At 54.1% G+C, this 22,006-nt stretch carries 27 protein-coding genes; 20 read left to right on the top strand and 7 right to left on the bottom strand.

The window, feature by feature from the left end; genetic code table 11:
• The first annotated feature begins 21 nt into the window (after positions 1 to 21).
• The 4 genes from FE783_RS04265 (at position 22) to FE783_RS04280 (ending at position 3,305) form a co-directional block, all read left to right on the top strand.
• The gene (locus FE783_RS04265; RefSeq protein WP_138878085.1) at positions 22 to 726 is read left to right on the top strand and encodes a PIG-L deacetylase family protein; all 705 of its coding nucleotides are present in this window, start codon (positions 22 to 24) and stop codon (positions 724 to 726) included.
• 84 nt (positions 727 to 810) lie between these two features.
• On the top strand, positions 811 to 1,836 hold the full coding sequence (locus FE783_RS04270) for a Gfo/Idh/MocA family protein (RefSeq protein ID WP_138878086.1): 1,026 nt from the start codon (positions 811 to 813) through the stop codon (positions 1,834 to 1,836).
• Positions 1,837 to 1,967: 131 nt separating this feature from the next.
• Complete coding sequence (gene tatA / locus FE783_RS04275; protein ID WP_138878087.1) at positions 1,968 to 2,177, top strand: twin-arginine translocase TatA/TatE family subunit; 210 nt, start codon at positions 1,968 to 1,970, stop codon at positions 2,175 to 2,177.
• A 135-nt stretch (positions 2,178 to 2,312) separates the two neighbouring features.
• Positions 2,313 to 3,305 carry a hydroxyacid dehydrogenase gene (locus tag FE783_RS04280; RefSeq protein ID WP_238402849.1) on the top strand — a complete coding sequence of 331 codons (993 nt, stop codon included), beginning with the start codon at positions 2,313 to 2,315 and terminating at the stop codon, positions 3,303 to 3,305.
• On the opposite strand, the gene FE783_RS04285 is transcribed toward FE783_RS04280, so the two are convergent.
• Together FE783_RS04285 and FE783_RS04290 are read right to left on the bottom strand one after the other, a co-directional pair.
• Entirely contained in the window at positions 3,306 to 3,611 is a 306-nt protein-coding gene (locus tag FE783_RS04285; RefSeq protein WP_138878089.1) for a hypothetical protein, read from the bottom strand.
• 25 nt (positions 3,612 to 3,636) lie between these two features.
• Entirely contained in the window at positions 3,637 to 4,143 is a 507-nt protein-coding gene (locus FE783_RS04290; RefSeq protein ID WP_138878090.1) for a hypothetical protein, read from the bottom strand.
• Between the two features lie 153 nt (positions 4,144 to 4,296).
• Here FE783_RS04290 and FE783_RS04295 point away from each other — a divergent pair, with 153 nt between their 5' ends.
• The 3 genes from FE783_RS04295 to FE783_RS04305 are packed head-to-tail and all read left to right on the top strand — an operon-like array spanning position 4,297 to position 5,397.
• On the top strand, positions 4,297 to 4,554 hold the full coding sequence (locus tag FE783_RS04295) for a hypothetical protein (protein ID WP_138878091.1): 258 nt from the start codon (positions 4,297 to 4,299) through the stop codon (positions 4,552 to 4,554).
• Positions 4,555 to 4,571: 17 nt separating this feature from the next.
• Positions 4,572 to 4,832 carry a hypothetical protein gene (locus FE783_RS04300; protein ID WP_138878092.1) on the top strand — a complete coding sequence of 87 codons (261 nt, stop codon included), beginning with the start codon at positions 4,572 to 4,574 and terminating at the stop codon, positions 4,830 to 4,832.
• A 43-nt stretch (positions 4,833 to 4,875) separates the two neighbouring features.
• On the top strand, positions 4,876 to 5,397 hold the full coding sequence (locus tag FE783_RS04305; RefSeq protein ID WP_138878093.1) for an Hsp20/alpha crystallin family protein: 522 nt from the start codon (positions 4,876 to 4,878) through the stop codon (positions 5,395 to 5,397).
• Positions 5,398 to 5,782: 385 nt separating this feature from the next.
• Here FE783_RS04305 and FE783_RS04310 read toward each other — a convergent pair whose 3' ends face one another.
• The 4 genes from FE783_RS04310 to FE783_RS04325 all read right to left on the bottom strand — a co-directional run bounded on the left by FE783_RS04310 (position 5,783) and on the right by FE783_RS04325 (position 7,181).
• Positions 5,783 to 6,100, bottom strand: a complete 318-nt coding sequence (locus FE783_RS04310) for a hypothetical protein (protein ID WP_202916123.1) — start codon at positions 6,098 to 6,100, stop codon at positions 5,783 to 5,785.
• A 3-nt stretch (positions 6,101 to 6,103) separates the two neighbouring features.
• The gene (locus FE783_RS04315; protein WP_138878094.1) at positions 6,104 to 6,310 is read right to left on the bottom strand and encodes a hypothetical protein; all 207 of its coding nucleotides are present in this window, start codon (positions 6,308 to 6,310) and stop codon (positions 6,104 to 6,106) included.
• A 13-nt stretch (positions 6,311 to 6,323) separates the two neighbouring features.
• On the bottom strand, positions 6,324 to 6,803 hold the full coding sequence (locus FE783_RS04320) for an Hsp20/alpha crystallin family protein (protein ID WP_158301611.1): 480 nt from the start codon (positions 6,801 to 6,803) through the stop codon (positions 6,324 to 6,326).
• 84 nt (positions 6,804 to 6,887) lie between these two features.
• A complete protein-coding gene (locus FE783_RS04325) occupies positions 6,888 to 7,181 on the bottom strand; it encodes a hypothetical protein (protein ID WP_138878096.1) in 294 nt (97 codons plus the stop codon).
• A gap of 175 nt (positions 7,182 to 7,356) precedes the next feature.
• Between FE783_RS04325 and FE783_RS04330 the strand changes: the two genes are divergently transcribed.
• The 4 genes from FE783_RS04330 to FE783_RS04345 all read left to right on the top strand — a co-directional run bounded on the left by FE783_RS04330 (position 7,357) and on the right by FE783_RS04345 (position 10,956).
• A complete protein-coding gene (locus FE783_RS04330) occupies positions 7,357 to 8,418 on the top strand; it encodes a M20/M25/M40 family metallo-hydrolase (protein WP_202916124.1) in 1,062 nt (353 codons plus the stop codon).
• A 174-nt stretch (positions 8,419 to 8,592) separates the two neighbouring features.
• Positions 8,593 to 9,666, top strand: coding sequence for a metallophosphoesterase family protein (locus FE783_RS04335; RefSeq protein ID WP_138878098.1), 1,074 nt, complete (start codon positions 8,593 to 8,595; stop codon positions 9,664 to 9,666).
• Between the two features lie 162 nt (positions 9,667 to 9,828).
• Positions 9,829 to 10,413 (top strand): nitroreductase family protein, encoded by a 585-nt coding sequence (locus FE783_RS04340; protein ID WP_138878099.1) that lies wholly within the window; start codon positions 9,829 to 9,831, stop codon positions 10,411 to 10,413.
• A gap of 177 nt (positions 10,414 to 10,590) precedes the next feature.
• Positions 10,591 to 10,956 (top strand): hypothetical protein, encoded by a 366-nt coding sequence (locus FE783_RS04345; protein WP_138878100.1) that lies wholly within the window; start codon positions 10,591 to 10,593, stop codon positions 10,954 to 10,956.
• Between the two features lie 439 nt (positions 10,957 to 11,395).
• Here FE783_RS04345 and FE783_RS04350 read toward each other — a convergent pair whose 3' ends face one another.
• The gene (locus FE783_RS04350) at positions 11,396 to 12,535 is read right to left on the bottom strand and encodes an RluA family pseudouridine synthase (RefSeq protein ID WP_238402850.1); all 1,140 of its coding nucleotides are present in this window, start codon (positions 12,533 to 12,535) and stop codon (positions 11,396 to 11,398) included.
• A 190-nt stretch (positions 12,536 to 12,725) separates the two neighbouring features.
• On the opposite strand from FE783_RS04350, the gene FE783_RS04355 reads away from it, so the two are divergent.
• The 9 genes from FE783_RS04355 (at position 12,726) to FE783_RS04395 (ending at position 21,968) form a co-directional block, all read left to right on the top strand.
• A complete protein-coding gene (locus FE783_RS04355) occupies positions 12,726 to 13,175 on the top strand; it encodes a helix-turn-helix domain-containing protein (RefSeq protein WP_138878101.1) in 450 nt (149 codons plus the stop codon).
• Positions 13,176 to 13,204: 29 nt separating this feature from the next.
• Positions 13,205 to 13,978: a Cof-type HAD-IIB family hydrolase gene (locus tag FE783_RS04360; RefSeq protein ID WP_158301612.1), complete on the top strand. Its 774-nt coding sequence runs from the start codon at positions 13,205 to 13,207 to the stop codon at positions 13,976 to 13,978.
• A gap of 56 nt (positions 13,979 to 14,034) precedes the next feature.
• Positions 14,035 to 14,724: a class I SAM-dependent methyltransferase gene (locus tag FE783_RS04365; RefSeq protein WP_158301613.1), complete on the top strand. Its 690-nt coding sequence runs from the start codon at positions 14,035 to 14,037 to the stop codon at positions 14,722 to 14,724.
• On the top strand, positions 14,721 to 14,948 hold the full coding sequence (locus FE783_RS04370) for a hypothetical protein (RefSeq protein ID WP_138878104.1): 228 nt from the start codon (positions 14,721 to 14,723) through the stop codon (positions 14,946 to 14,948). The genes FE783_RS04365 and FE783_RS04370 overlap by 4 nt, the downstream gene beginning before the upstream one ends.
• Before the next feature lie 271 nt (positions 14,949 to 15,219).
• A complete protein-coding gene (locus FE783_RS04375) occupies positions 15,220 to 16,185 on the top strand; it encodes an RluA family pseudouridine synthase (protein ID WP_158301614.1) in 966 nt (321 codons plus the stop codon).
• Between the two features lie 353 nt (positions 16,186 to 16,538).
• Positions 16,539 to 18,311 carry a sensor domain-containing diguanylate cyclase gene (locus FE783_RS04380; protein ID WP_158301615.1) on the top strand — a complete coding sequence of 591 codons (1,773 nt, stop codon included), beginning with the start codon at positions 16,539 to 16,541 and terminating at the stop codon, positions 18,309 to 18,311.
• Positions 18,312 to 18,463: 152 nt separating this feature from the next.
• Positions 18,464 to 19,228 carry an IclR family transcriptional regulator gene (locus FE783_RS04385; RefSeq protein WP_138878107.1) on the top strand — a complete coding sequence of 255 codons (765 nt, stop codon included), beginning with the start codon at positions 18,464 to 18,466 and terminating at the stop codon, positions 19,226 to 19,228.
• A 172-nt stretch (positions 19,229 to 19,400) separates the two neighbouring features.
• The gene (locus tag FE783_RS04390; RefSeq protein WP_138878108.1) at positions 19,401 to 20,000 is read left to right on the top strand and encodes a carbohydrate-binding family 9-like protein; all 600 of its coding nucleotides are present in this window, start codon (positions 19,401 to 19,403) and stop codon (positions 19,998 to 20,000) included.
• A gap of 18 nt (positions 20,001 to 20,018) precedes the next feature.
• Positions 20,019 to 21,968, top strand: coding sequence for an alpha/beta hydrolase family protein (locus FE783_RS04395; protein ID WP_138878109.1), 1,950 nt, complete (start codon positions 20,019 to 20,021; stop codon positions 21,966 to 21,968).
• The last annotated feature ends 38 nt before the right edge of the window (positions 21,969 to 22,006 follow it).

The following is a 22,006-nucleotide window of genomic DNA, read 5'->3' on the forward strand; positions in this document are numbered from 1 at the left end:
GGAGAAAAGGAGCATTCACCCATGAATATTTTGGCGGTAGGAGCGCATCCCGACGATATTGAAATCTCTTGCGCGGGAACGCTGTCCAAGCTGAAGCAAGCCGGCCATCATATCGTCATCTGCCACGCATGCAAAGGCGACAAAGGCCATTATACGATTCCGCCGGAGGAGCTGACGGAAATTCGCCGCAAGGAGGCGCAGGAGGCGGGCGCCGTTATCGGCAGCGAAGTCGTCTCGCTCGGCTTCGGCGACGGGGAAATTATCGCGGAGAACCAGGAGAACCGGATGATCTTCATCGATCTCGTCCGGTATGCCAAGCCCGATATCGTTATCACTCATGCTCCGAACGACTACATGCCGGACCATATCGCGGTGAGCCAGCTTGTCTTTCACGCCACGTTTTTCGCGACATTGCCGTGGTTCCGGACGAAAAACGCAGCCGCCGAAAAAGTGCCGGGGCTCTATTATATGGACAATTTGTCCGGACTCGGCTTCGAGCCGACGTTTTACGTCGATATTACGGATCATCTGGAGACGAAGCTGGATATGCTCCGCAAGCACCAAAGCCAGCTCGTATGGCTGAAGGAGCACGACAACGTCGATATCGTCGACTTCACCACGACACTCGGCAAGACGCGGGGGATTCAAGCGGGCTGCACGTATGCGGAAGGGTTCGTCCAGCATCTCGTCTGGACAAGGCCGAACGCCGTCCGCTTCCCGGTTTGATAGAAGCGTGCGGAGATACTTAAAAGTCCGGCGATGAAGTGAGCGGAGTTACTCGCCGGAAATCCAAGTTGGGAGAGAACGAATATGCTGAAGGTGGGCTTGGTCGGCCTCGGATTTATGGGCCGCATGCATTTGACGAACTACAGACGGTTGGAGCAGGAAGGATTTCCGATCCGGGTTACCGCGATATGCGACTTGGACGAGAAAAAGTTCCGCGGCATTTTTATCGAGGGCAACATCCAGTCGGCCGACAGCGGCATCGACTTGTCCGGCTGCAGCCATTATACCGATTATGACAAGATGCTGGCGGAAGAGGAATTCGATATTATCGATATCGCCATGCCGAGCAACCTCCATGCGGAAATGACGGTCAAAGCGATGGATCGCGGCATCCATGTTCTGTGCGAGAAGCCGATGGCGCTCAGCACGGCGGAAGGACGCCGCATGATCGAAGCGGAGAAGCGCAGCGGCAAGAAGCTGATGATCGCCCAAGTGCTGCGGTTCTGGCCGGAATACGAATATTTGAAGGAAACGGTCGACAGCGGCCGATACGGCCAAGTGTTGTCGGCTCATTTCTTCCGCGGCGGACATCCGCCGAAGTGGACGTACAACGACTGGATGATCCGTACGGAAACGAGCGGAGGCGGCTTGTACGATCTGCACATTCACGATATCGATATGGTCAACTGGCTGTTCGGCAAACCGCAATCGGTATCGACATTGGCCCGCGATGTCATACCCGGCAGCTCGTATGACATTATTTCCACCAATTACGTCTATCCGGACCGGAAAATTGTCAGCTCCCAATGCGATCGCTCGCTGACCGGAGAGTTCGGATTCGAAATGTCGTTCCGGGTTAATTTCGAACGCGGCAATCTCCTGTTCGAGAAACGCGTCCTGCGCGACAACCCGATGGAAGGCAAAGGCTTCGTGCCGGACGTGTCCAAAGATTCGGGCTATTACCGGGAAATCAAATATTACGTCGAGGCGATACTCCATAACCGTCCGATCGAGCGCGCGTCGTCGGAAGATACGCTCCGTACACTCGCCATCGCCGAGGCGGAAGCCCGTTCCGCAACAGCCGGAGGAGCGATCGTCGATATCGCGTAACCTTAAACTTGTGTTAAAAATCGAAAAAAATGCGTTTTTGCCCGTCCGGGGGATTGCCCACGGTCGGGCTGTCTGTTATGGTTAAGGTAGAGTTGCCCATAAAGTAATCGGATAACAGGGAGGGAATAAGCATGCCGTTCAATATTGGTTGGACAGGACTCATCTTGATCGTGTTAATAGCGCTGCTTCTGTTCGGACCTTCCAAGCTCCCTCAATTGGGCCGTGCGATCGGGGATACGATGCGGGAATTCCGCAAAGGAAGCCGGCAAATGATCGCGGAGGCGGAAGAAACGAACGCAGCGGAAAGCAAAAAAGAAGCGGAACGCAAGCAGGTCAATTGACATACGAAATGGCCGCATCGGATTACCGAATTCGGGAGTGACGGGATTCGGTTTTTCTTTTTTTGTAAGCGCTAACTCGATGGACCTTGTTAGGAAATGGTTGCTATAAAACATCGATTGGGCAGGTGTGGGGCGTTGGCCGTAAAGCCGAAATTATTGCAAATCTTGTCGATGTACCATGAAGCGGGTGAAGCGATTCTTGCCGAAGGAGCCGACGTCGTACGCACCGATCGATATGACGAGGATCACCTGTGCGAAATCGCCCGCGACGTTGAAGCAATCGTGCTGCGAGCCCCAGCGAGGATCACTCGTGCGGTAATCGATGCGGCGCCGTCGCTCAGAGTCATATCGGGAGCGGGAGTCGGTTTGGACAATATCGACGTTCGCTATGCGACGGAGAAATCGATTCCGGTGCTTCATGCGCCTTCCGTGAACGCGGTATCCACGGCTGAGCATGCCGTGGCGATCATAATGGCGCTCGGCAAATCGCTTATTCCGTTTCATCGGCAGATGAGCCGGGGCCGTTACGCGTCGAGAACCGAGTTGAAAACGTACGAGCTTAGCGGAAAACGGGTCGGATTGATCGGCTTCGGCAACATTGCCAAAGAAGTGGCCAAGCGTGTCAAGCTCGGCTTGAATATGAACGTATCCGTATGGGTACGGCAGTTCGATCCGGTCAAACACGCCGAAGCCGAAGAGTGGGGATTCGACATCACGACGAATATGGACCGAGTGTTTGCCGAATCCGATTTCGTATCGCTTCATACCCCGTTAACGGATGCGACGAAAGGTATGATCGATCGCCGTCTACTCGATCTGATGAAGCCGTCCGCCTTTCTCGTCAATACGGCTCGGGGCGGAATCGTCAATCAGGCTGATTTGTTCCGGGCTTTGACGGACGGATCGATCGCCGGAGCCGGACTTGACGTCTTCGAACCGGAACCGCCGGCAGCGGATTCGCCGCTCCTGTCGCTTCCGAATGTGATTGTAACGCCCCACGTGGGCGGTACGACGGTCGAAACGAACTATACGACGGCGACGACGGTAGCCCGCAATGTACTGCGGGCACTTGCGGGCGAGCGTCCCGAGCACGTGGGCAATCCATCCGTATACGGCAAATCCGTATAACTATTTTCTTTTGGCGGCCTTTTGTTTAGCGGTCCGGATGTTCCCGTTATGACGGGGGCGTTTCGGGCTTTTGTTTGTGCGCTTTTTTTTGACGGCGAGAGGTCCGACGGCAATGATGTCGACAACATCCTTGTCGCTGAAGAAGGTCCGGTTGCGGATCGCCCTTCCGTTCGCTACCTCGATACCGGTCTGCTGCTTGCTGAACGTTCCCCATAGCGGAGCTTTGTTGTTGCCGATGAAAACGCCGCTGTTGGAGCCCATTTCGTTGACACGGATTTGCTTGAACACGATGGAGGAGTAAGACATCCCATTCCGCCCTTATCATTGGTTTCTACAGCTTACGCGTTTGCGGAGGATCGGGATTGGGCGCAGGCTCGCGAAAGGAAGTGGAGGACGATGCCGTGCGGAACGAATATCCCGATGACGTCCGCTGAAATGAGGAGTCGTCCTCGTGCGCCGATTGCGCCGTTCCTGCATCAGTATGCCTGGAGTCACCCGCTGAACCGCTTTTGCCGCCGGTATGACCACGCTTCGCTTTCCCGTCCTTGCTTCCGCGGAACAGTTGCTCGGGATCGAGCTGTACGTCGAAGTTGTTGCCCAAATTAAGCGAACCGCTAAGTTCCTCTATATCGAGAGCATCGAGACGGAACGTCACGTTTTCGACGACGGGATGATGAATATGAAGTTGACGGACTACGACGCTCTGCTTCCGAGTCTCGCTCGCGAGCTGCCGCACCGTTTGCTCGAGCAGTTCGATTTTTTGTTCCAGCCGGCTCGTCTGTGCTTCGTGGCTTGAGACGGCCGCCGTTTTACCGCGTCCCTGCAACCAGTTGAACATGGCCATTCCCCGTTTGTCCGAATTAGACAACCTGTCTTGTACATTATATGGCCCGACTTGGCAAAGCATGCGCCGATTACTGTCAAACATCGAATAGGACATTGGCTTAACCGCATATATATGATTTACGACGAAAGACGGGAGGGGAACACATTGCCGCAAACAATTATATTCAACGGAATTTATGTAAACAGCCAAGGTCCGAATGGAGCCGTATTCGTAGGAGAAACGGCAGCGCCGGGTTGGGATTCCCATAATAAAAACCAAGCGTCGAGCGGACAAAACAATAACGGTTTCGGCGGCGGAGAGAACATTGCCGGAAATTTATTCCTGATGTCCGACAACGACTTTTTGGATACGCTCATCCTCGACGGCTTCGAGAGGGAGGGAGGACCGAGCATCCAATCTTGATGAGGGGAGCAGCCGCCATGCCGGACGCCAGGTTTATCGTTCAATTCGACCGGATCGTCGTCAATTCGATCGGTCCGAATTCGGGCATTTTTGTCGGAACGAATTTGCAATACGGCTGGAGCTCGCATAACAAGTCGAATGCCAGCTTATCGGGTATGGGCGAGAAGAGCGAAGTGTCGCGGAATGTGAACATTATTTACGACAATGATATGATCGATACGCCGATCGACGACCGCGACATTATATTGCACGGACAGAAGGTAGCCAAAGCTTCGTAATCGGTTGCCCTGCAGCAATCAGGAAAGGAAGCGGGGGATTTTCGTGAGTCGGAGCAAAGACGGTCAAGCGATGCAGGGAGCAGGGGAACCATTATTCGATTGGGACGAATTCCAGAACAGCTTCTTTGGCGCCGGAGGATGGAAGGAGGCTTGGAGCGGGAATCCGGCCGGGGCAATTCCGTGGGTGGACCGGTATGTGAAGGGCATATTGGCCGATGCCGTTCCGGGCGCAGTTCAGAAAGCCTCGTCGCAAACCGGTCAATCCCCCCCATCCTCCTCCAAGCTTTCTTCGGCGGCCAGCAACGTGTTCGAGACGCATCACGCCGTCATCGTCCGTATTCGCCTCTCGGCGGATGTAGTACCGCATCATATTCGACTGCACGCTTCACCGAACGAGATTGTCGTTTCCGGTCTGCCCGGAGACGAAGACAAGCTGGTAAAGCTGCCGGCGGTTATCCGTGTTGAAGGAGCCAAAGCGATATGCAAGCAGGGCATCCTCGAGATCACGCTTCCGAAAGGAGGAGACAATCCCGTCAAAGAAATACTGATTCGTCATGTGGATTGATGCTTGCGTCGAACCGATGAACCGGGAATAGGGGAGGCTGCCGGCATGCCGGCAGCCTTTGCCGTATTCGCGGGCATACAGACGGGAGAAACCGGCTGGAGGGAACGTGCATAGGATGGATCTATATACATTTCCCGGATGTCTTATGCGAAAGGCGTGAAGCGGCATGGCAGAGGACAAAGAAAAAGATCCGTGTATCCGATGCGGAAACCAGCCGGAAAAGTCCGACAAGCATTGCGTTCGCTGCGGAGCGCCGCTCATCAACCGGTGCTCGAAGAAGAAAAGCCCTTTGCACAAGGGCTGTTCGAAAGTGAATCGTCAAGATGCAGCTTACTGCGCGGACTGCGGTTCGCCGACGGTGTTCGGGAGTATGGGATTGCTGTAGTCACTTGCTCTTACCGATATCGGCCTGCTGCGACGATTCTCGCACCAGGGCGGCGAACCAGTCGCGGATCGGTTCGGGAATATCTTTGGCGGCATCGCCGGACATCCATTCGAGAAAATCGGCGTCGTCCAGCGTCGAATGAGTCCCCGACAACCGGTTGTTGTTGCCGCTCACATCTCCGAATCCTTGATTATGCTTCTTGCTGCTCTGGAAATTCGACGGGAAATTGTTGCCCAGATTGATACAGGAAGCCCCTTCCACACTGCCGATCTCGATACGTCCTATCACGAAGTTCGGGGAAAATAACGATGCGCCCATACGTTAAGTCTCCGATCTTCCGGACGGGCGGCCCGGCGCGATCGTATGCATTCCGCCCGATACCTCGTTGTGCTTTCCGTCTATCGCGCCCATCCCTTCATTGATTTCTTCGCGGCTGCTCCGGCCGATCACGACATTGATCCCGGAATTGACCGAAGAGCTTTTGGACAAGCTGTCGATCTTGATCGATTCGAAACGGATGCGTACCATACAACCGGCCTCCTTATTCGGATTGAGAGTCGTTATGCGGATCGTCCTTCCGGCCGATATCCGGAGAATCGATGGCAATGTCGACGATCTCGTCGGATTCTTTGCGGCGAATGAATTCAACTGTCAACAACCCGTCGGCATAGCGGGCTTTCATGCCTTCGCTTAAAGTTCCCGGGGGAAGCGCGATTTTGCGGTGAAATTGGCCGAAAAACCGCTCGGATACGAGCAGCTCTTCCTCCTCAACCGGGTATCGGTAAGGAAGGTCGCCTTTTACGTGGAGCGTATTTTTGTGAACCGACAGCTTGATCGCTTCGTCGGCCTTGCAGCCCGGCAGTTCGATCACGACGAATAGGCGGTCGCCGGTTTGATAAACGTCTGTTCTCGGCTGCGAGGTCGGGATCAGACCGGAAATATCGTTCCAGAATCCGTCGCCTAACGTCCGGTCGGCTTGGGAACGAAGCTTTTTCCAAAAATGATGGGGAGTTTCGCTCATGGCGGCCTCCTTATGCGTGCATAGGCGGAAACGGTTCTTTATCATATTATGAGCCGAACGACCATCCCATGACGAGGAAGTCCGTTAAATCAGCTTGATCAGATGAACGATCTGCGAATCCGTCCACACCCGGATCAGATGATTGGACGGGTCGTATTGCACTTTGCCTTCTCCGACTTCGATATAGGGCTCCGTACCGAGGCCGTAAAAAATGTCGTCCGCAAGCGTCCGCAAAAATTCGATTTGCTCTTCGCGTTCCAGTTCGTCCCAATCGGCTCTTTCCATTTCAAAAGCATCATAGCAATTATCGATTTGTCCCAACGCCGATCCGAGATCGCGGACGATATCCCGGTACTCGCGGTTAAATTTGACGCCCATCTTCAGTCACAACCTTCGTTTCGCAATGTACACTCATCTTACCAAATGAACGGCCCCGTAATCCACTGGAGTCCCGTATTATTTTTCTCGGCGATAAGTGGAATTCGATTCCGAACACGGCTATGATGGAAATAATGAATCATGCAATTCATACAGGGAAAGGATGTTGGCCTACTTGAACGAACAAGCGAAGCGTTTTTTGCTGGAGCTGCTTGCAACACCGTCGCCATCCGGCCAAGAGTGGCATATTCAACGGAAATGGATCGAGTACATAAAGCCGTTCGCACACGAGATTCGCACCGATATGGCGGGCAACGCGATCGGGATCGTCAACCCGGAAGCACCTTTCAAAGTGCTGCTTGCCGGCCATTGCGATGAGATCGGGCTTATCGTAAGCCGGATCGACGACAAAGGGTTCATCTACGTCGATGCGCTGGGCGGCATCAGCCAGAAGCTGGCCGTCGGCATGAAGGTGGACATATTGGGATACGGCGGCTGCCTGACGGGTGTAATCGGAGCGAACGCCCAGCATCACGGCGGATTAAAGGAAAACTTCGAATTTGCCGATATTTGCATCGATTGCGGCGCCAAGAGCAAGGAGGAGGTCGCCGGTATCGTTCAGGTCGGCGATTTGGCGGTGTACAAACGGGAACCGGAGCTGCTGCTTAACGGCAGGCTAAGCGGCCGAGGACTGGACAACAGGACCGGGGCGTTTATCGTGGCCGAGACGCTTCGCCGGGTATCGGAGAGGGGAACGAAGGTCGGATTATACGCGGCAAGCACCGTTAACGAGGAGACGAATATGGGAGGAGCTTACTTCGCATCCGCCGGATCGTCGCCGAATATGGCCATAGCGATCGACGTTACGTTTGCCACCGATTACCCCGGCTCAAGCTCCAACCATGCCGTCATCGAATTGGATGGCGGCCCGGTGTTGGCGAAAGGAGCTCCGATCAACCGGAAAATCAACCGGCTATTGGAGCAAAGCGCCGAACGGCAAAGCATACCGCTGCAGTATGAGCTGACTCCCCGCAAAACGGGCACGGATGCGGACATGATCCGCACGACCGGGCGAGGCGTCCCGATCGCTCTGGTCTCGCTGCCGCTCCGCTACATGCACGCACCCGTGGAGACGGCAAGCCTGAACGATATCGAGCAGGAAATCGAGCTGCTCGCGGACATGATCGTCCGAATGACCGGAAACGAAAATTTGAATCCGCTCGACGACGAATTGTGAGAAGAGCCCCCGTTTGCTTGTATGCAGCGGGGGATTTGTTTTTGACTTTATACCGGATTTAATTAACTGTATGGATAGTTAATGGTATTAAGTGATTTCGTGCCATATTTTCTTTCCCGTAAAGCTGCGATATAATCGAACCATAACGCTCAAGCGGCCTCGGAGGAAGCGGATATGAACAGAAGAACGTTTATAAAGAGACTATTGGCCGCCGGCGTCTTGACGGCTGCCGCCGCGGGAGGCGTATGGAAATACGTGTTCAACCGGGAGTCCGGTACTGGGGGCGGCGTATCCGTTCTTGGAAGAGACAGAGGCGAAAGTGTCGTCCTCGGCAACAAGAACGATAGCTCGGGCGCGCTGCTCTCCTTCATGATCGTGAGCGACCTGCACATCAACAGCGGAATCGCTTATCCGAGCGAAAACTTTCGCCGTGCGCTCGACGACATGACCGATTTCGAATCGAAGGTAGAGGCGATTCTCATAACCGGGGACGTGACGGAATCCGCTACGGATAAAGATTACGAGGAATTCCGCAAAATATTGAAAGGCTACAAACTGCCGCCGATTCATGCGAATATGGGCAATCATGACTACTACAATATATGGATCAGCAAGGACGGGGCATGGAGCAAGGAAACGATGCCGAACGGGAAGTCGGATGCGGGATCGAGGCAAGCGTTCATGAAGCAGTTCCAGCTTGACAAGCCGTATTCGGAAGCGACGCTGAACGGATACCAAGTATTGCTGCTGTCCCAGGAAACGTACGTTCAGGAAAAGCCCGACGTCAGCGAAGGCGCGTGGTATTCCGACGAGCAGCTTGCTTGGCTGAAGGAACGTTTGGCGGCGCGGAAAGACGACAAACCCGTATTTGTCATGATCCATCAGCCTCTCCCGGCGGTCGGTCAGAACGGGGGAAGTCACTCGCTCATAAGGGCCAAAGAATTCCGGGAAATTTTAAAGCCGCATTCGAACGTATTCCTTTTCTCCGGCCATACGCATCAGGACTTCCAGAACGGCCGCGCACATTATGTGAAAGAAACGTTTCACTGGTTCCACAATTCGTCCGTCGGTCGAGTCCTGAATGCGCAATACAGGCCATATAGGGAAAATGTGGCTCAAGGCTTGTATGTCCAAGTATTCGCCGACAAAATCGTACTGAGGGGTAGGGAATTTATTGGCCGCACCTGGATCAAGGAAGCCGATTGGACCGTTCCGCTGGCGAAGCAGGGAGCGGCTGGAAAGGCGTGAATCCGGGGAATGACCGAAGGCTGGGCGCTGCAGGGCGTTCCGGCTTTTTTTAAATATGCTTATGAAAATGATTTGCATTTTCAATTAGGTTATGCAGTATGGTATCTTTAGGATACGAGTTTGATCTTATAAGTTTGAATGAGCGGAAACGGGAGTGAAGATATGGAGTTATTCGATGCGATACGCGGAAGAAGATCGGTAGGAATGTTGAAGGATGAACCGGTTTCCAAGGAACAGATTGAGCAAATACTGGAGGCGGGCAATTGGGCTCCGAGTCATCATAATACGGAGCCTTGGCGTTTCTTCGTCATGACGGGCGAAGGCCGCAGTGTGCTGGCGAACGCGTATGCGGACATTGCAATCGATCATGCACGCGCATCCGGAGCAGCGGTAGAGGAAGCGGACATCCGGACGAAGCAGGGGGCGAAAGCATTCCGGGCACCGGTCGTGATCGCCGTGGCCGTCTCGCCAAGCCCGGACCCGCAAGTATGCCGGGTCGAGGAGTTTGCCGCAGCTCACTGCGCCGTGCAAAATATGCTTCTGGCGGCCCATGCAATCGGACTCGGGGCGATCTGGCGTTCGGGTGAACCGATGTATCATTCGATCATGCGGCAGGCGTTCGGCCTGAAAGAAGGCGAAGAGCTTGTGGCGCTCCTTTATTTGGGCGTTCCTCAGCTGCCTCTGCCTGTAAAAAAACGGATTCCCGTTCGCGAGAAAACGGTTTGGATCGAGTCCGCCGGTCGCTAGAATTACCATCGAATCGACAATCGGAAGTCGAATAGAGCCTTCGTCTGTCGCGTTAATAGTGTTTTTATCGACTTTTGCGCTTCCCCGGGAAATGGGGGGAATTTTCCGGAGAAGCGTCCAATCGCAAATCTCCTCCTAGCATAGTTTGATATGTATAGGATGGGAGGAGATAAGGGAATGCAAAAGCCGATTTTGCAGACTTACCCCAGACTCGCTCTGTTCAGCGAAGAAAACTACAGGGGCAGAGAGAGCGTCGTTCGCGGCAGCGCGGGTATCCGCAGCCTGGAAGCCCGGTTTGGCGATGTGGAAAGCCTGCGCTTTTTCTCCACAAATCCGAACGCTACACTTGTCTTGTTTTCACGCTCGAACTGCAAAGGACTGTTCCGGGTATTCAGAGGGAACCGCAACATTGCCGATTTGCGCGATTTTATCGGCGGCAACAACGTCGAATCATTGATTTCGTCGAATGTCCGGCTTACGCTGGAGCAAATCCGCAGAATTCGCAGGACGGGCGAATTGCCTGCCGGATTCAGAAATTTATAGCATAGTCTCGACGAGACTACGCCAATTGTCGATCTTATTGAAGCTACCCGGGCCATGTTCCAGCTCGATCGCACCGTTTCCTCTCCCGTAACTGGAAAACATGCCGTTATTTTTTCGATTTCTTTGCTTCTTCGAGTAGTTAACTGGAAAACCTACAGTATTATTTATCGAATTTGCTTTTTGGGTCCAATTATGACGAGATTAGCTGTAGGTTTTCCCGTTATGCCTCGATACTTGTTCTATTCTTGTTACATGTACTGTATGTTTTCCATTAAGTGGGTCGAGGCCGGTCGTGTTACCATAATCCCATCCAGACATCACGATTCTGGGGAGCGGTTGGAGCCGGTACCCATTCCCTCCAACGCGCAAACGTATGGGTTTGCACACCAAAAACCGTCCGGGCGTTTCCCGGACGGTTTTTTATATTGCATATGCGGACTCAAAGCCCGTCCATCTCAGCCCGCAGCTGATCGAGCAGCCTGCTCATATCCTCGGGCAGCGGGGCGCGCACTTCCATACGTTCGCCTGTCCATGGATGATGCCACACCAGCTTTTCCCCATGCAGCGCCTGTCTGTGAATATACCGGCGGGTACCGCCATACATGCCGTCCCCGGCAAGCGGATGGTCGATCGACGATAGATGGACGCGAATCTGATGCGTGCGACCGGTCTCAAGACGGAGACGGACTAACGTATGGTTGACGAACGTATCCACGACCTCGAACAGCGTGACGGCCGGATCGCCGGTTTCGCTGACACGGCGGCGGGTCGAATGGTGGCGGTCTTGTCCGATCGGCTTGTCGATTTTCCCTTTCCGCTGCTCGAATACGCCTTCCGCGACGGCTAAATAGATGCGTTCGATTTTTTTCTCGCGCATCGCTTTATCGAATTCGTAGTGGGCATATTCGTTCTTGGCATACAGGACCGGTCCGGTCGTTTCTTTATCCAGCCTGTGAATATGGCGCACTCTGCACGGCTGTCCGGACGCTTCATAGTAGGCCGCCACCGCGTGGGCCAGCGTCCCGCGCTGTCCTTGTACGCTCGGATGCACTTCCATCCCGACGGGCTTGTTGACCACGAGGGTAAAATCGTCCTCGTACAAAACGTTCAGCTCCATCCAGTCGGCCGGGAATCCCGGAGATTCGTGCGGAAACAGCTTCAGTCTGAGAAGCTGGCCCTGCTTGACGGCGCCGTTCGTCGCCATCCATTTGGCGGTCAGCTTGGCGGGCAGGGGAAGCTGCTTCAAGATGACGGCGATCGGCGCACCCGCAAGGCCCTCCGGCAGTTTGATTTCAAGCCATTCGCCTTTGCGCCGGCCGGATTTCAAGCTGATCCCGGTCTTGGGCTGGATTGCGGCACCTTTTCGATCGGGCGCGCCGTCGCGGCTTGGCTTGCTTGGGTAGGATTTATCGGATCTGCCCGATTTGATCGTTGGCTTGGGGCCATCCTGCCGGCTGAATTTAGCCGGGGCGGCTCCTTTTTTGTCACGGCGGCTGTTGTCGTTCGGGGGTGCGGGCTTGCGCCGCTGACCTTGCTTGCCTGACGGATTGGGTCTGGAATAATTACCGGAATCTCTCACTGGCGGCACCACGCATTTCTCTCATTTTTCAATACCGATAATTGTACGACAAAATGGGTGGAAATAAAAATACGATTTATCTTTGTCCGAACTATTACGTATTGTTACCTATTATTACATTGATTTGTTGACATGAATCCGTTTGCAAAGTAAACTGAAGAGGATATGGGAATATTTGGAGTTGAATCTTATGTACACGGTAGAAGAATTGGCAGGGCTATTGGAGATGCATCCGAGAACGATTCGCCGATATATCCGGGAAGGCAGGCTGATCGCGAGCAAAGTCGGCGGGGAATGGAGAATTCGGGAGGAAGACGCCGAGAAGTTCGCGGGAGGCCATGTACGAAAGCTGCAGGAAGGGATGAACCGGGATATCGTCTCGTTTGTTAACGGCGGTCATATGGAGGCCGATGGGAAGGTTCAAGTTTGCTCGGTGTTGGATTGCTGGATCGACGCTCGGGAAGCGGCGGATATTTCCCGGCATCTGATCGAGTTCATGAACGGGGACGATCCGTCAAGAGGCAAAGCTAAATTTCAGTATTTGTATGTGGAGGAGGAGAAGAAGAGCCGGTTCATCCTGTGGGGGAATCCGTCGTTCGTCGGCCGGCTGCTTTGCGAGATAGGCGAACGTACGAAGTAAACATTGTCTAATCCGAGGGGGTGGCGCGATTGAAATACAAGCTGCTTGCACTGGACATTGACGGCACGATTTTGAATGACCGGGGGCAGCTGACGCCGCCTACGATTCAAAGCATCCGGACAGCGGTCGACTCGGGTGTGAAGGTCGTGCTTTGCACGGGACGAAGCTTCCGGCAGAGCGGTGGCATCGTTTCGCAGCTTGGACTTACGGACCCGCTCATTGCTTATAACGGAGCCGCTGCAATAGATCCGGTTACAAGAAACGTTATTGACGAAATGTCGTTTCCGATCGGGGATGTGGCTCCGTTCATTTCTCACTGCCGCAAGTACGATATCCATTGCTCCGCGTGTACGGCATTCGATGTGTTTGTCGAAAGGATGGACGATTACCAAATCGACCGGTATCGCAAATTCGAAATCCATTATTCGCTTAGTGACAATCTCCTGTTGACGGATGAACCGGTCATGAAGTTTACGGTAGATGACCGGAAACGAATAGGCGGATGGCAAATAATCGATTCGGTGCAGAAAAAATACATGAAAGATTTTTTTATGAACGTTATGCATCCGAATGCGAGTAAAGCGGAGTCGCTCGCGCGTTTGGCCCGCTCGTACGGTATCGGTCGGGAAGAAGTGATGGCTATCGGCAATTTTTACAACGATCTGGGCATGCTCGAATATGCCGGCCTTGGCGTTGCAATGGGGAATGCACCATGGCAGATCAAGCAAAGAGCGAATGCGGTGACGGCTTCCAATAAAGAAGACGGCGTCCATCTGGCGATACATAAATATTTGTTGAAATGAAATGCAAGTAAGTAATTAATGGCATTAATTATATGGGAATACGGGAGGAACATACGATGGCCCAGTACGACGGATTTGCCGAGCAATACCGGGAGATGGTGAAGAAAGGCGGCCCGGAGGCTTCATTCCGCTACATTATGCGGCAGTTGACACGTTTGGACGATATTCGCAATAAATCAATTTGCGACATCGGCTGCGGTCAAGGGGAATTATGCCGTAGGATGGCATTCGCGGGAGCACGTGTGACCGGCGTAGATTTGAGCGCCGAACAGATTGCGATCGCGCGGGGCGATATCGCGGGTGTCCGATGGGTTCAAGACGATGCGATGAGCTTGGGCAGCTTGCCTGACGAGTCGTTCGACTATGTCGTTTCGAGCGTCATGCTGATGGACGTGCCGGACCATCGGGCCGTGTTCCGCGCTTCCCGCCGTATATTGAAGCCGGACGGCGTCATGATCTGGGTCATCATGCATCCTTGCTTCCAGTCGCCCTTCAGCCATCCCCTCGGAGACGGCTCCCGGAAAGTGCTGGACTATAAGGAACAATTCTGGAAATCGCAAGGAACCGGTACGATTCGATCGACGCTCGGAGCTTATCACAGGCCGCTGTCGGCCTATCTGAACGATTTTATGGAGGCGGGCTTCTCCGTCATCCGCGTCGATGAATTGGAACGTTTGGATTCGTCGGTCGATGTGCTGCCCGCTCACTTCGCGGCGGTCGGAAGAAAGGTTAGGCCGTCCGTATGACACCCGTCGATATTATGGGGAAAGTTGTGAAGCTGGCCTCCAACATCCAGTGGAAGCACTTTCACATCCGGGATATCCCTGTCGCAATTTATGACGGAACGACGACTTGGCTGTTCGGACACGCCGACCCGGGCGAACCGTTCGCCGCATTGGATGGTCATCCCCATGTATTCCGATTATTTCGGCACAAGACGGTTGCATCAAGGCGGAAGCTGACGGACTAAAAGCGAGACTATCGGAAAGTGGCTTGAAAAAGTTGAACGTAAACAAAATCGGATAGTCCAAAACGTTGTACTGAGAATTGAACGGCATGATCGAAAAATTCAAAGTTTGAGACGAGGGTTACAGCGGCTGCCGGGTGCGGCCGTTTTTGCTTGCTGGAGACGGGACGCTGCTCCGGGCGAATTCCGGTTTCCGGCCAAACATGGTATGATGTATATTCGAACAAGGAAAATGATACGGACGAACGAGCCGTGCCGGGGAGTGCAAACGACAATGATTACCCGCATCGTGACGCCATCCGAAAGCGGAAAACGACTGCATCGCTATGTCAGAAGCTTGATGCCCAATTATCCGTTGGGCCAAATTTATAAAATGATCGATCAAGGCAAGGTGAAAGTGAACGGCAAACGAAAGAAGGATACGTACGAGCTTGCTGCCGGGGACGAGCTGACGATTCATATCGAGGAAGATACGTTCAAAGAGGCGAACGTCGGAGCGGTGGAGAAGAAGGTCAAATTCGCAGGCGTCATTTCCAAAATCGACGTCGTGTTCGAGGACGGGGAGCTGCTTGTCGTCAACAAGCCGGCCGGGCTGCTTACTCATCCGGATCAGACGGAGCAGAAGGAAACGTTGATTACGCGTGTGCATGCCTATCTGCACAAAAAAGGAGAGCTCGACAGCCGTCTCTTTTTGCCGGCAACGGCCAACAGGCTGGACCGCAACACGAGCGGCCTGGTACTGATCGGCAAAACGGCCGGTATGCTGCACCAGCTGAACCAATGGATTCAGAAGCGGGAGCTGGACAAGTATTACATGACCGTCGTGGAGGGCGCGCTGACGGCAGGCGGCACGGTGGACGCCAAGCTGGTCCGCGACGAGAGCGGCAACCGGACCCGGGTCGTGAAGGGAGACGATTCGCTCCGAAACGGTGCCGATCAAGCGGAAAAAGAAGCAGTTACTCATTACCGGCCGCTCAGAGCGGGCCAAGGATACACTTTGATCGAGGTGGAGCTGATCAGCGGGCGTACCCATCAAATCCGTACGCATCTGCAAAGCATCGGGCATCCGCTGCTCGGCGATATCAAATACGGCGGCAAAGCGTTCGGGGACGTCAATCATCAGCTGCTGCATGCATGGAAAATTTCGCTTGCCGACGGCAGGACCTTCACCGCGCCGCTGCCGCCTTTGTTCCGTTCGGTGCTCAAGAAAACGGGCATCGATTTCGCGATGCCCGTTTGACCGGACTATGCTGTCTTGAACCGCGCTTCCCTTTTGGGTAGCGCCGTTTTTGTTTTTGTTAATTAATTCACATATGGATTTCCGGTAAAGTCTGGTACACTCAACAAGTGTAAATGCTCAGGTTGTTGAAAAAGTCTAAAGCGAGAGTTGGAATACCAAAAGAGGTGGGGGAGATGTGCGTAAAGCGTAGCGGCTGACTTTAAAATCGTGTTGTAACCGCTGTAATTTATAAAAACAACACGATTTTAACGGAAGTGGAGCGCATTCCCCCACCTCTTGCCTTCAGTGCTTCCTCTCTTGCAGACTTTTTCAACAGCCTTAAAGCTGCAGCTTGATCGACGGAGATGATGGACTTGAGGATCTTGACGATGCTGTTCCTGATGGCGATAAGCTATATTGCATGGATCCCCGAAGCGTCCGGGGCATCTGCTCCGGCAGTCATGCAATTAAATGAGACAAACCGGACATACGATGCCAGCCGGTATCTTGAAATATTGGAGGACCGGGACGGAAGCTTGACGATCGTCGATATGGATAATCCGGACATTGCCCGGCGGTTCTCGGGAAACGAACAACGTATTCCGAGCTTCGGCTATACGAAATCGGTGTATTGGGCGAAGCTGCGGCTGGAAAACAACTCGCGGCAGCGGCAATGGCTGCTGAACATCGACCAGCCGCCGATGGATCAAATCGATTTGTACATACCCGATATGCCCGGGCAGTGGGAGCATCGAAGCTCGGGAGACGCTTTTCCGTTTGCTTGGAGGGAAGTCCGCAATCCCGATTATTCGTTTCGTCTCGAGCTCGGTCCGAATGAAACGAAAACCGTCATTCTCCGGTTCGAAACCGAAGGAGCGATGATTTTCCCGGTCCGGATCGCGACGCCGGTTCAGCACGCCGAGCAGCAGAAGGCGACGGATTTGCTGATGGGCGCGTTCTTCGGCATCCTGATCGTCATGAGCGTATACAACACGATATTGGCCGTTTCGTTGCGGTCCAAAGAATACGTTTATTATGTTTGTATCAATGTGACCGCGGCGCTGCTCTATTCCTCGCTGAACGGAATAGCTTATCAATACTTATGGCCGGAAGCGGTGTGGTGGAACAATCGGGCGATCGTTTTCTTCATTTGCCTGGCGCATATTGCCGCACTTCTGTTCACGCGCACCTTCCTGAAGCTGGACTCCTACTATCCGAGAATATACCGGCTGTTCTCCGGATTCATAATGTTCGAGATGGTGAACATCGCGCTGCTGTTCGCGGATTACAGTTCAGGACTGCAAATGGCGGCCTGCATGGTCGTCCTGATCGACCTGACGATCGTGGGCGTGGGGGCGGCGAGCTTGTGGCGGGGCTTTATGCCCGCCCGATTTTTCATGGCGGGCTGGGGCGTATTTATGGTAGGAAGCGTCCTGACATTGCTCGCTGACGCCGGCATACTGCCTCAAGTCGCTCATATCCGGTATGCTTCCCAGACCGGCTCCCTATTTGAGGCGATCGTTCTGTCCCTCGGACTGGCTTCGCGAATTCAGTCGATCCGAATGGAGAAAGAACAGGCCGAAGCTTTGATGATTCTGTCCAAGAAGCAGGCGGAATCCGACTTTTTGACCGGCCTGTATTCCAGGAGATACATAGTGGGACATTTTGAAGCATTGCAAACGCGTTCGGTCAACCGCCCGGTATCGCTGCTGCTGATGGATATCGACTATTTCAAAAAGATCAACGACACATACGGCCATGAGACCGGGGACTTGATTCTGAAGCAATTCGCTTCCGTCATTCGCGGCGAGCTTCCCGCGAAAGGAATCGCCGGCAGATTCGGGGGAGAGGAATTCGTCATCCTGCTGCCGGATCACGATTTGAATGAAGCGCAAGAGGCTGCGGAACGATTGCTGAAAGCGGTAAGACAATTTCCGTTCCGTATCGGCGACGGTTCCTATCCTTGCACGGCCAGTATCGGCGTAGCCGAATGGAGAAGGCACGAGCGGGAATCGTTCGAGTCGTGTGTGCGCAGGGCGGACAATGCTTTGTACGAAGCGAAAAGAACCGGCAGAAACCGGGTCTGCGCCGCATTGGAGCAGAAACGGCCGCTCGGCCATGATGCAGCCGCCGTACCGATTGAATAATCGCACGTGTCCCGATAAGCCGTCTGTCGACAGGCCCGAACAATTTACATTGTGAAACTCGCTCCTTTAGGCTATGATTCATATAGTTGAAGCCTATCACGTTGCAATGATTAGGTAACGAGTCATTGTCAACAAGGAGTTGAGTACGATCGATGGAACCGCAGAAGCATAAAGTGAAGTCGGCCGATCGAGTGCTGGATATATTCGAACTGTACGCCGGGGATAAAGACTCGTACAGCTTGACTGAAATATCCAGACTGCTGAAGACGCCGCCGAGCAGCACGTACTTGCTGCTGCAGAACATGCTGGAGCGGGGATACTTGCAGACGGACAAGACGGGTAAACAGTTCCAGCTCGGTCATAAGCTGTTCACGATCCGCAACAAGCGGCTGAAGGGTAGCAATTTGAGCGAAGAGTTTCAGCAGGTGGCCGATCAGCTTTTCAGCGAATTGAACGAAACGGTTAATTTAAGTATTCGGCTGGGCGACAAGCTGCTCTATATCGGGGAGAAATCGAGCACCCAATTTCTCAGATTTACGCCGAATACCGGCGATATGAGGCCGCTTCACGCTACCGCCTCCGGTAAAGTACTGCTGGCCGGGATGACCGTGGAGGAGCTGCGCGCGATATATCCGGAAGATGCGCTCGAGAAAGTTACCGACAAGACGATCTCCACCTTCCCCGAATTGCTGACGGAGCTGGATAAGGTCAGGGACCAAGGCTTCGGATACAATATGGGGGAGACGGTGGAAGGCGTACAGTGTGTCGCTGCTGCCGTCCATGATGCGGAGGGCAAGGCGGTTGCCGCGATCAGCGTCTCGATTCCGGTCGTCCGGGTTACCGGTGAAATATGGGAGAAAGTACACGGGCGGATCAAATTCGCGAGCGAACAATTGTCAAGGAACGTATATCCGTAGCGGGACGAAGGCGGCAGCTTTCGTCCTTATTCGTTTTGAAGGCGAATAATAGCATTGACGTCAAAAAAATGCGCGTATTATAATGAAGTCGCATCTTAGAAACCGATTGCTATCACGATTAGAATAGAAGCGGAGCCGTGCGAAATAGGACGGTGAGAAAGGAAGTTTGCCCGTGGAGAACTATGTATACCGGTGCGGATTCGAATCCGGTCCCGGCATCGAATGGCAGCGGATCGAAGGCAAGGAACTGGTCGGAACGGTAAACGGAGAAGCGCCGAGATTGCGGACGATCGTGAAAATGTGCAGGTCCGCCGAATATGTCCACGTTCGGTTCGAATGCGAGGACGATCACGTCGTGGCTACATATGCGAATCGCGACGATCCGATTTATCGGGAAGATGTCGTGGAAATATTTCTTGACGAGATCGGCGCGGGAACGCATTACAAGGAGTACGAGTTCAGTCCTCGCAATGTCGTATTCGACGCTCTGATCGAGAAGAAACCCGACAAACCGCCGATCGTCAATACGAGCTGGGACCATGAGGGACTGCGGTCCCGGGTCACGGCTCGAGATGACGGCTGGCTCGTGTTCGACATCGACCTGCCGGTAAGCGCATTCGGGAAGCCGCCCATTCCTGGGACGAGCTGGAGAATGAACTTCTACCGGATCGACGCCGATCCGCAAGGGACTAGACATTACTGGGCATGGTCGCCGACGGGCAAAGTCGATTACCACAAGCCCGAGAAATTCGGATACGTTCTATTCGAATAGAGGAAGGTGAGACAGGGTATGGGCATCGAGCATCTCGAGAAATTCGCGCTACACATTTATGATGTAAAAGACCAGTTCAAACGATGGGTGTATGACCGCTCCAAGTCGGCGTTCGCCGAGGGGGATCGCGCCCGGGACGGCATCTTGACCGTCGATGACTTGAAAGCCCGTCAAGCGCTCATGCGCCGGAAACTGATCGACGCCGTCGGCGGATTGCCGCCCTCGGATCATCCGTTGAACCCGACAGTAACCGGTTCCGTCGACTGCGGCGGGTATCGGATCGACAAAGTCATATTCGAGTCGCGGCCATCAACCTACGTTACCTGCAACCTGTATATGCCCGACGGCTTGCAAAGCCCGGGTGCCGCAGTCGTGTTTCTGTGCGGACATTCGGACAACGGGAAGCAGTACGATCGATACCAGCACGTTTGCCAGCGTCTTGTCGCCGAAGGGTTGATCGTCCTGGCGGTCGATCCGGTCGGTCAAGGAGAGCGGTTAAGCTATTATGAGCCGGATACCGGCGAACTGCCCGTCAAGCCAAGCACACGGGAGCACGATTATGCCGGTAGTCAATGCCTGCCGCTCGGCGACGGCCTTGCCCGTTATTTTATCCACGATGCGATGAGGGCGGTCGATTACTTGTGCAGCTTGCCTTCTGTCGACCCGGAACGGATCGGCGTTACCGGCAATTCCGGCGGAGGCTTGCAGACGAGTCTCGTGATGCTGTGCGATCCGCGCATCGCCGCAGCCGCTCCCGGCACCTTTATCATGAACCGGGAATCTTACTTGTACGCCGGACAGGCGCAGGATGCGGAGCAGATTTGGCCCGGCATGACGAAGCACGGCCTCGACCACGAGGATTTGATTATGGCGATGGCGCCACGCCCCGTATTGGTATTGGCGGTAACATCCGATTTTTTCCCGATCGAAGGAACGAGGCGGACGGTGGAGCGGACGAGACGGTTCTGGGAGCTGTTCGGAGTGGCGCACATGCCCGGCCTGAAGGAAGACCGTTCGGTTCATCAATACAGTCCTCCGCTCGCGGATGCGGCTGCCGCTTTCTTCTCCGAGCATCTGCTCGGCGTCAAGGAAACGAAGGGGGATGCTTCCGCGATCGTACCGTTTCCTCAAGAGGTGCTGAATTGTGCGCGCAGCGGGCAAGTGCGGGGAGATTACTCGGACGCTCGCGCTGTTTATGAGGAGAATGCCGACCGTCTGGACGAAATCGAACGTCGTCTCGCTGCATTGTCGGACGACGAGCGCAAGGAGCGGGCGCTATCATGGCTAAGAGAGCGGATTTGCGGCACCCGTACCGCCCCGCAATTGAATCCGAGGCATTTGACGCTGTCGTCGACGGAAGTACTTTCGGTCGAAAGCTACATCTGGTGGAGTCAGGAAGGCGTATTCAACCACGGATTCGCATTCCGAGATCCGAAGTTTGCAGGGACTAGTCTTCCCGTGACGATCGGATTGTGGGAACGGGGGACGAACAAGCTCGCGGATAAGCTCTCCTGGATTCGAAAGACGTGCGCCGAAGGCCGCGTCGTTCTCGTACTGGACGTTACCGGGGAAGGTGTATGCACGCCGCATCCGATCAATCCGCAGCCGGTATGGGGTTTGTTTGGAACGATCCATAAGCTGACAACGGATCTGTTCTGGCTGGATGACAGCTTGGCGGCCGTACGCGCTTACGATGTGATGCGCGCGGTGGATATGGTGAAGCTGATTCCCGATTGCAATCCCGACCGGACGAACTTGTATGCGCACGGCCGTTTCGGCATATATGCAGAGCTCGCCGCGGCGCTGGACGATCGAATAACGGACGTTACTGTGGAAGAGGGGATCGGGAGCGTCGCAACGTGGGTACGTTCGCGGTTCTATGAGTCTTACGATACGGTAAGCATCCTGTTGCCCGGCATGCTGCAATATTTCGATTTGCCCGATCTGCGCCGTTGGGGCGGACGGTGAGAATAACGATACTAAACCCCGGTTCTCGCAGAGCCGGG

The organism is Paenibacillus mesophilus, from assembly GCF_005938385.1.
Lineage (GTDB): Bacteria > Bacillota > Bacilli > Paenibacillales > NBRC-103111 > Paenibacillus_AB > Paenibacillus_AB mesophilus.